Genomic DNA, 9,147 nt, shown 5'->3' with positions numbered 1-9,147 from the left:
GCCGCCCTCGCGGTCGAAGGTGCGCGGGCCGCGGCCGCGACCGCGCCCGCCCGGCCGTCCCCGGCCGCCCTCGCGGCGCGCGGGCCGCTCGGGGATGATCGGCTCCTCGATCGGGATGCCGGACGGCTGCCGGGCGCCGGTCAGCTTGACCAGCTCGGAGTCGCCGGTGGACACCCGGGTCCGGGGCGCGTTGATGCCGGCGCGGCGCGTCATCGCGGACGTGGAGCGCACCTGGTGCGGCAGGACGAGCGTGACGACCGTGCCGCGTTCGCCGGCGCGGGCGGTGCGCCCGGCGCGGTGCATGTAGTCCTTGTGGTCGGCGGGCGGGTCGACGTGCATCACCAGGGAGACGTCGTCGACGTGGATGCCGCGGGCGGCGACGTCGGTGGCGACCAGCACGCTGATGGTGCCCTCGCGGAACTCGGCGAGGGTGCGGGTGCGCAGGCCCTGGCTCTTGCCGCCGTGCAGCCCCGCCGCGCGGACCCCGGCCTGGGTGAGCTGCTTGGCGAGCCGGTCGACGCCGTGCTTGGTGCGGGCGAACAGGATCGTCCGGCCCTCGCGGTTGGCGATCTCGGCGGTGACGGCGCTCTTCTCCTTGGGCGCCACGAGCAGCAGGTGGTGGTCCATGGTGGCGACGGACTCGTCCACCGGGCCGATCGCGTGCGTGACCGGCTCGTTCAGGTACCGCCGGACCAGGACGTCGACGTCCTTGTCGAGGGTGGCGGAGAACAGCAGCCGCTGCCCGCCGGGCTTGGCGGCGTCCAGGATGTCGGTGACGTCGGGCAGGAAGCCCATGTCGGCCATGTGGTCGGCCTCGTCGAGCACGGCGATCTCGACGTCGGACAGGTCGCAGGCGCCCTGGCGCATCAGGTCCTTGAGGCGGCCGGGGGTGGCCACGAGCACCTCGACGCCGCGGCGCAGCGCGTCGATCTGCTTGAACATCGAGGTCTGGCCGATGACGGTCTTGAAGCGCAGGCCGAGCCCGCGGCCGAGCGGCTCCAGGTTGGTCTGGACCTGCTGGGCGAGCTCGCGGGTCGGGACGAGGATCAGCGCCAGGGGGCGCTTGGGGGCGGCCTTGCGGCCGGAGAGGCGGGCCAGGAGCGGCAGTCCGAACGCCAGGGTCTTGCCGGAGCCGGTCTTGCCGCGGCCGAGGACGTCGCGCCCATCCATCACGTCGGGGATCGCGGCGGCCTGGATGGGGAACGGCGCCTCGATGCCCTGGCGGACCAGGGCGCTCACCAGAACCGGCGGGAGGCCGAGCTCGGCGAAAGTGGGAACCCTCTCCTCGTCCGCGATGGCGGGCATGGTGGGGTTCTGTTCAGCGGCAGCTGTGGTCACGCATTACCTTCCGAGAGGGGGGCACGTCTCGGGAGGCACCGCGCTGGGTTTGGCCTGCAAGGACGAGCCTGGCGCCGTTCGTCGGCGCCGAAGAGTGATTCCTAGAGTCTAACGTCGTCAGGGGACGACCTTATGCCCCGTCTCCGAAGGAACATGCGCCACGGCACGCTCAGCAAGCACACGAAACACCGTTGACGGGGGCGGTGAGCGGGTCGGGTGAACGCCGCGTGACGGCGCCGCCACCGGTCTGCACGGGGTAGCCCTCCCGGGCCCAGTACTCGAACCCGCCGAGCATCTCCCTGACGGGACGGCCGAGCTTCGCGAACTCCAGCGCCGCCTTCTGGGCGCCGTTGCAGCCGGGCCCCCAGCAGTAGACGACCACGTCCGCGTCGTCGGGGACGAGCGCGGCGGCGCGTTCGGCGATGTCGGCGGTGGGCAGGTGGACGGCGCCCCGGACGTGGCCCTGCGCCCAGCTCTCGGCGCTCCGGGTGTCGACGACCACGAGGCCGGGCGTCCCCTCGGCGAGCCGGGCGGCCACGTCGGACACGTCCGTCTCGAAGGCGAGGCGGGCGGAGAAGTGGCGGAGCGCCTCTGCGGCGGTGGCGGCGGGCGTCTGGTCGGCTGCGTTCATGCTCGGGCTCCCTCGAAGGTGAGAAGTCTCTCGTGGCCGTCTCGATCCTCGGGGTCCGGCGGCGCGTCCGGAAGTGGCGTGAATGCCGCGTATCGCTAAGATCTCGCCATGCGCGTCGCCACCCCGTCCCGCCGGCACACCGTCTCGGTGCTGGTGTTCGACGGCATGGCGCCGTTCGAGCTGGGCACGGTCGTCGAGGTCTTCGGGCTGCCCCGCCCCGAACTGGACGTCCCCTGGTACGACCTGCGTGTCTGCTCGCTGGAACGCGGCCCGATGCGCGCGGTGGGCGGTTTCACGATGACGGCCGAGCACGGGCTGGACGTGTTCGCGTCGGCGGACACCGTCCTGGTCGTCGCCGTCCCCGACGTTCACCGCGACCCGCCGCCGGAGGTCCTCGCGGCGCTCCGGGAGGCGCACGCGCGGGGCGCCCGCGTGGCGTCCATCTGCTCGGGCGCGTTCGCGCTGGCCGCCGCCGGGCTCCTGGACGGACGGGCGGCCACCACGCACTGGCGGTACGCCGACCTGCTGCGCCGGCGCCACCCCGGCGTCCGGGTGACGCCCGACGTCCTCTACGTGGACGGCGACGACGTGCTCACCGGGGCGGGCAGCGCGGCGGGCCTCGACATGTGCCTGCACCTCGTCCGCAAGGACCACGGCGCCAGGGTCGCCAACGCGGTGGCGCGGCGGCTGGTCGTGCCGCCGCACCGGGACGGCGGGCAGGCGCAGTTCGTGGAGGCGGCGGTGGTCGCGCCGGGGGAGGACGACCCGGTCGCGCGGGCCATGGCGTGGGCGCTCGACCACCTCGCCGAGCCGATCACGGTGGGCCGCATGGCCCAGCAGGCCTGCCTCGCGCCCCGGACGTTCCTGCGGCGCTTCCAGCGGCGGACCGGGACGAGCCCGCTGCGCTGGGTGGTCGGCCAGCGGGTCCTGGCCGCGCTGCCGCTGCTGGAGCAGGGCGGCGCTCCGATCGAGGAGGTCGGCGCGGCGGTCGGCTTCGAGAGCCCGGCGACCTTCCGGCACCACTTCACCCGGGCGATGCGCACCTCGCCGTCCGCCTACCGCCGCACCTTCCGCACCACCGCCGCCCCCTGACCCGAAAGGGGGCGGCGGGACGCCGGCGGTCAGCGGCGGGAGGTGCGTCCGGTTACGGTCACGAACCGGGGTTTCCCCCGAGTTTCCTGACCAGCAGAAGTCACGGATGTCAGGGGTGGGTCACGCCGCGCCCGCGACCGGCGCGCGTCCGCGGTGACCGCCAGGGTCGACGAGGTCAGCGCGGCTGTCAGGGCCGCGGGACGGGCGCGGGCGCCGGCCGGACCGAAAGCCCGCAAGATCACTTTGGACGCGACCGAAACGTCCGGCCCCGCGGCGGGAAAGCCGAACTCCGGCACAAAGTTCCAGCTCAATCGTTGATCACCGCCCAAACCCTTTGTTAATCTGCCCCGCAGCCGAGAGGAAGCGGTCTCTTACTGCCGGTAATAGATCACTTTCACTCCGCAACATTTGTTCATCCCACCAACAAATGGAAGCCGTTCTCAGCGACCCTGGCCGACACAATCGGCCACGCACGCCCTCAGCTACACCCGACCCTTGAGTAGTCAGGTGAACGGTACAAGTAAATGACAGTTCAACCGCAGGCAGCCCCTGCCGCCACACGCGCCGGCGGCACCCTCGGAAAGCGGATCCTGGCGTTCGCCGGCCACCCGCTGTTCCGCGGTGACCCCCAGGTCGTCCACGGCCGCAACCCCTACCGCCGCATGCTCGTGCCGGACTCGCTGGCCGAGTCCGACTTCGACGGCCCGCCGGGGCCGGACGAGTGGGCGGCCCACCGCTCCCTCGCCGCGCACCGGCTGCTCGGGACCTTCTACGAGGCCGAGACGGTGCTGCTCCCCGAGCAGGGGCTCGACGGCCTCTACGAGGATTTCGACCTCTTCTACGGCCCTGACCTCAAGGAACTCCGGGAAGGCTCCGTCTCGGAACTGGAACGTTTCGCGTTCGGCTGCCTGGACGAGGCCGTGGACGTCAGCGGCGCCGCCACGCCCGACGTGCTGGAGGCCTACTTCCAGCACGTCGTGGAGGAGGCCGCCGCCGGGCCGTCGCCCGCGCTCACCGCCATCGCGAACGCCCGCGACCGCAAGAGCGCCGCCGACCTGTACCTGGTGCAACTCGCCCTGGACGGGCTCACCGAGGCCTCCGCGATGTCGCGCAACCTCGCCGGCGCCTACGGGCCCGAGCAGTCCGCCCTGTTCAAGATTTTCATCGACGAGTTCGGCTACGGGGTCTACGACGCCAAGCACACCACGATCTTCGCCAAAATGCTGCGCAGCCGCGCGATGGCGACCCATGTGCACGCGTACTGGAACTTCTACCTGGCCGGACCGCTGGCGACGAACAACTACTATTACTACCTGTCCCGCGACCATGCGAAATTCTTCCGCTACGCGGGCGCGGTCACTTATGCGGAAGCGGTGTTCGCCCCCGCATTCGTCGAAATGATCAAAGTGTTCCGCGGCATATTCGGCGACACCGTCGATCTGCATTACTGCGACGAGCACGCGCACATCGACGAGCACCACGGGCGCATCACCCGCGACCAGGTGCTGCTGGCCCTGGCCGGCCGGCACGGCCCGCGGGTCGTGCCCGAGCTGCTGCGCGGCATCGCCGAGGCGCGGCTGGTCGGCGGCTGGTTCGAGGACGACACCGCGGCGCAGATCCGCTGGGCGGACGACCTCCCCCGGCACCGGGAGCTCGCCGGTTCGGCGCGGACCGGTTCCGAACCGCCGCTGCGCGTCGCGCTGACGACCGCGAGCCCGTTCGGGACGCGCAGCCATGACGGCGACGTCGTCCTGGAGGTGGAGCGCGGCGAGGCCGACCTCGTCACGACCCCCACCGGGCCGCCCGAGCGGCTCGCGCGCGGCGAGGCCCTGCTGATCCCCGGCGGACGCCTCTACGGGATCCGGCCGGCGACGCCGGAGACCGCCTGCCTGCTCCACGCCGTCTCTCCCGCCTGACATTCCCCGTCCCCGACGCTCCCACCGAGACTCCCGTCTCCCGCCCCGCCTGACCGCGCCATGCCCCGTGCCGTCCCCGCCCGTCACCGGCCGCGCCCGATCGACAAAGAGGAGCCGATGGCACGCGTCATCGTGATGGATCTGAGTCGGCACAACACCGTGATGGTCGGCCACGACCGCTACTTCGTCCTGCACGAGGGCGAGCGGTCGCTGCTCGTCCGCGACCACTGCCCGCACCGAGGCGGCCCGCTCAGCCTGGCCCGCCGCACCCCGGACGGGCGGCGGCTCAGCTGCCCCTGGCACGGCACGAAGGTCGGCGTCTCCGCCGTGAAGCGCTCCTGCCTGCCGATGGTGCGCAGCGGGGACGAGGCCGTCGTCGTCCTTCCGGACACCGGCGCACCCGTCTCGGTCATCCACAAGGAGATCCTCGCCAACCTGCCGCCCGACCCGACCCACGACGAAGGGGCCGAGAGCCGATGAACAGCGCACAGCCGCAGGGCGCGGTCACCGAGATCCGCGACGGAATGGAACTCGGCGAGTTCCTCAGGTGGGGGCGCGACCTGCACCACCAGGGCCGCTACGAGGACGCCGCCAGGGCCTTCGAGCTGATCCTCGGCCTGGACGCCGACAACCAGGAGGCCCTGATCGGCCGGAACCGGGCCGTCCGGTGCTCGGTCCCCCGCTGGCACTGGGAGATGCTGCACGACGAGGAGCGCGCCGAGCTGTACGACCGGGCGATCCGGCAGGCGGTCGCGGCCGCCCCGGACGCGCTCGTCCTCGACATCGGCGCCGGGTCGGGCCTGCTGGCGATGATGGCGGCGCGGGCCGGGGCGCGGGAGGTCGTGGCCTGCGAGGGCCAGCCGTCCGTCGCCGAGACGGCGGCGCGGGTGGTCCGGGTGGCCGGGTACGACGACGCGGTCGGCGTCGTGTCGAAGATGTCCACCCGCATGACCGTGCCCGGGGACCTGCCGAGGCGCGCCGGCCTGCTGGTCACCGAGATCGTCGACTGCGGGCTGCTCGGCGAGGGCATCCTCGGCACGATCGCGCACGCCCGCGAGCACCTCCTCGCCCCGGACGCGACGATCATGCCGTCGCGGGGACGGATCTTCGCGCAGCTCGTCGAGAGCGAGCCGCTGCACCGCAAGAACCACGTCGGCAAGCTGTACGGGTTCGACCTCGCGCCCTTCAACCGGCTGTCCACGCTGGAGTACTTCGACTCCCGGCTGCACCGGCACGAGCACCGGGCGCTGTCGGAGCCGGTGACGGTGTTCGAGTTCGACTTCTACACCGCGGACGCGCGCCCGCAGCGCACCGAGCTGACGGTCCGGCCGACGGCCGCGGGCACGATGCACGCGATCGCGTTCTGGTTCGAGATGGAGCTGATGCCGGGGATCGTGGTCGACAACGCGCCCGGCCACGACTCGCACTGGAAGCAGGCGATCCAGTGCCTGCCCGTCCCCCTGCACGTCCAGCCGGACCTGCCGGTGTCGCTGGTCGCCGCCCACGACGGCGAGTGCGTCCGCTTCGAGGTGCAGTCCGAGGAGGTGGTCGCGTGACCGCCGTGACGGAGGCGATCGCCGCACCGGCCGCGGACGAGGCCACGGCGGGCATGGTGACAACGGGGACCGCGCCGACGGCCGCCGCGGCGGGCGCCCTCGCCGCCTACTGCTCGCAGCGGATCTTCCAGCCGGGTCCCGAGGTCCTCGTCGAGGGCAACCCGTACCGGCGGCCGATCGGCCCGCCGGGCGCCGCCGACCGGGACTTCTCCGTCCCGGCGACGGAGGCGGAGTTCCTCGGCGGCGGCCAGCTCATCGCCGGCCGCGTGCTGTGCAACGCCTACGAGAGCGACATGATCCTGCTGCCCCCCGCCGGGCTGGCCTCGGCGAAGGACGACTTCGAGCTCTTCTACGGCGACGAGGTGCGGGCGCTGCGCGACGCCGTCCGGCCCGGCCTGGAGCGGTACGCGTTCTCCTTCCTGGACGACGCCGTCACCGTCCCGCCGGTGCGGACGCTGGAGGAGCTCCAGGCGTACTTCCTCGCCGAGGTCGGCGGGGCCGGGGCGCCCGCCGACGCGTCGGGGAGCAACCCGGCGGTGGACGCGGCGGCCGAGCCGACCGGCACCATGCGGCTGATCACCGAGTGCCGGCGGCCGGAGGAGGCCGCGGCGCTGCACCTGATCCAGCTCGCCCTGGACGCGCTGACCGAGGCGTCGGCGATGGCGCGCAACCTCGGCGGCTCCTACGGCGTCGAGCAGTCCGAGCTCTTCAAGATCTTCAATGACGAGTTCGGGTACGGGGTCTACGGCGCCAAGCACAGCACGATCTTCAAGGAGATGCTGGCCAGCGTCGGGCTGCGCACCGACGTGCACGCGTACTGGAACTTCTACCTGACCAGCTCCCTGGTCGGGGTGAACTACTTCAACTGGCTCACCGAGGACCACCGCGGCATGTTCCGCTACATGGCCGCGGTGACGTACCTGGAGTGGCTGTTCGCGCAGGGGTTCGCCGACACCGGCGCCATGCTCCGCGCCGTCTACGGCGACCGCGTGGACGCCAAGTACTGCGACGAGCACGCGCACATCGACGTCCACCACGGGCGGATGACCTACGAGAACCTGCTGCTCGGCCTGGCCCGCGCGCACGGCGAGCTGGTCATCCCCGAGCTGGTGCGCGGCATCGAGGACACCAAGCTGCTGCTGCGCCTCGGCGACGCCGACTTCCGCGCGCAGATCGCCTGGGCCGACGCCCTCGACCGGCACACCGAGGCGGGCGCCGCGCTGGCGTCCTCCGCGATGGACGACGCGCAGGCGAGCACGCTCCGCCCCGACAGCCCGTTCTGCACCGGCGTGTACGACTCCGACCGGCTCGTGGAGATCACGAGCGGCGAGGCGGACGTGTACGCGTGGGCGACCGACCGCCCGCACCGGCTCGGCACGGGCGACGTGCTGCTGGTGCCGCGCGGCCGCCTGCACGGCCTGAAGGCCGCCTCGCCCGAGGCCCGGGTGACCGTTCGAACCGTGGAGAGGACGTCGCGATGACCAACAGCGCACCCCGGGCCGGGCAGCCCGCCCCGGTCGGCTCGTACAACGAGTGGGACCCGCTGGAAGAGGTGATCGTCGGCGTGATCGACGGCGCCGCCGTCCCGCCGTGGCATCCGGCGATCGAGGCGACCGTTCCGCCCGAGGCGTGGGACTTCTACCGCCGCAACGGCGGCGGGGGCTTCCCGCAGGAGCAGGTCGAGGCGGCCCGCGAGGAGCTCGACGGCTTCGTGTCGATCCTGGAGGGCGAGGGCGTCACGGTCCGGCGCCCCGACCCGGTCGACCAGTCCCGCCCGTTCGGGACCGCCGACTGGACGTCCACCGGCGGCTCGTCGCACACCTTCCCCCGCGACATCGCGCTGGTCGCGGGCGACCAGATCGTCGAGGCGACGATGGGCTGGCGGTCGTACTACTTCGCCACCCACCCGTTCCGGACGATCTTCAAGGACTACTTCCGGCGCGGCGCCCGCTGGGTCGCGGCGCCGAAGCCGCAGCTCACCGACGCGTCCTTCAACCCCGGCTACGCCGCCGCGAAACCGGAGACCATGTCCCCGGCCGACCCGTTCCCGGACGCGACGTCCGTCATCACCGAGTTCGAGCCGATCGTGGACGCCGGCGACTTCATGCGGTTCGGCCGCGACATCCTCGTGCAGCGCAGCCACGTCACCAACCGGTTCGGCATCGAGTGGGTGCGGCGGCTGCTCGGCGGCGAGTTCCGGGTGCACGAGGTCGCGTTCGCCGACGACCACCCGATGCACATGAACGCCACGTTCGTCCCGCTGCGTCCCGGCCGGGTGCTGATCAACCCCGAGCGGGTGCCGGAGCTGCCGGAGATGTTCGCCGGCTGGGACGTGCTGGTCTGCCCCGAGCCCGCCATCCCCGCCGACCAGACCATGTACTTCTGCAGCCGGTGGATCGCGATGAACACCCTGATGCTCGACCAGGAGCGCATCTTCGTCGAGGCGCAGGAGACCGAGCTGCTGCGGCTGCTGGAGAAGGAGGGGTTCACCCCCATCCCCGTCCCCTTCCGCACGGTCAACACCTTCGGCGGCGGCTTCCACTGCGCCACCCTCGACGTCCGCCGCCGCGGCGGGCCCGAGGACTACTTCTCCTGACAACCTGCGATCGAGGTC

General features: G+C 72.3%; 8 protein-coding genes. 6 read left to right on the top strand and 2 right to left on the bottom strand.

Annotated elements, in window-relative coordinates; genetic code table 11:
* Together AB0C69_RS11720 and AB0C69_RS11715 are read right to left on the bottom strand one after the other, a co-directional pair.
* Positions 1–1,305: DEAD/DEAH box helicase (locus AB0C69_RS11720; RefSeq protein ID WP_360352755.1), on the bottom strand; the 1,305-nt coding region annotated here is incomplete at its 3' end.
* 202 nt (positions 1,306–1,507) lie between these two features.
* Positions 1,508–1,969, bottom strand: coding sequence for a rhodanese-like domain-containing protein (locus AB0C69_RS11715; protein ID WP_360352753.1), 462 nt, complete (start codon positions 1,967–1,969; stop codon positions 1,508–1,510).
* A gap of 108 nt (positions 1,970–2,077) precedes the next feature.
* On the opposite strand from AB0C69_RS11715, the gene AB0C69_RS11710 reads away from it, so the two are divergent.
* From AB0C69_RS11710 to AB0C69_RS11685, 6 genes are all read left to right on the top strand, one after another.
* On the top strand, positions 2,078–3,061 hold the full coding sequence (locus tag AB0C69_RS11710) for a helix-turn-helix domain-containing protein (protein WP_360352751.1): 984 nt from the start codon (positions 2,078–2,080) through the stop codon (positions 3,059–3,061).
* A 524-nt stretch (positions 3,062–3,585) separates the two neighbouring features.
* Positions 3,586–4,977 (top strand): iron-containing redox enzyme family protein, encoded by a 1,392-nt coding sequence (locus AB0C69_RS11705; protein ID WP_360352749.1) that lies wholly within the window; start codon positions 3,586–3,588, stop codon positions 4,975–4,977.
* Positions 4,978–5,094: 117 nt separating this feature from the next.
* Positions 5,095–5,457: a Rieske 2Fe-2S domain-containing protein gene (locus AB0C69_RS11700; RefSeq protein WP_089310854.1), complete on the top strand. Its 363-nt coding sequence runs from the start codon at positions 5,095–5,097 to the stop codon at positions 5,455–5,457.
* A complete protein-coding gene (locus AB0C69_RS11695) occupies positions 5,454–6,533 on the top strand; it encodes a 50S ribosomal protein L11 methyltransferase (protein ID WP_345182870.1) in 1,080 nt (359 codons plus the stop codon). Before AB0C69_RS11700 ends, AB0C69_RS11695 begins: the two co-directional genes overlap by 4 nt.
* Positions 6,530–8,014 carry an iron-containing redox enzyme family protein gene (locus AB0C69_RS11690; protein ID WP_353832166.1) on the top strand — a complete coding sequence of 495 codons (1,485 nt, stop codon included), beginning with the start codon at positions 6,530–6,532 and terminating at the stop codon, positions 8,012–8,014. Before AB0C69_RS11695 ends, AB0C69_RS11690 begins: the two co-directional genes overlap by 4 nt.
* Positions 8,011–9,129, top strand: a complete 1,119-nt coding sequence (locus tag AB0C69_RS11685; RefSeq protein WP_360352746.1) for a serine/threonine protein kinase — start codon at positions 8,011–8,013, stop codon at positions 9,127–9,129. The genes AB0C69_RS11690 and AB0C69_RS11685 overlap by 4 nt, the downstream gene beginning before the upstream one ends.
* The last annotated feature ends 18 nt before the right edge of the window (positions 9,130–9,147 follow it).

This window comes from Actinomadura sp. NPDC048032, from assembly GCF_040653175.1.
Taxonomy (GTDB): Bacteria; Actinomycetota; Actinomycetes; order Streptosporangiales; family Streptosporangiaceae; genus Spirillospora; species Spirillospora verrucosospora.
Note: the sequence above shows the minus strand (reverse complement) of the source record. Positions and strands in the feature narration are given on the sequence as shown.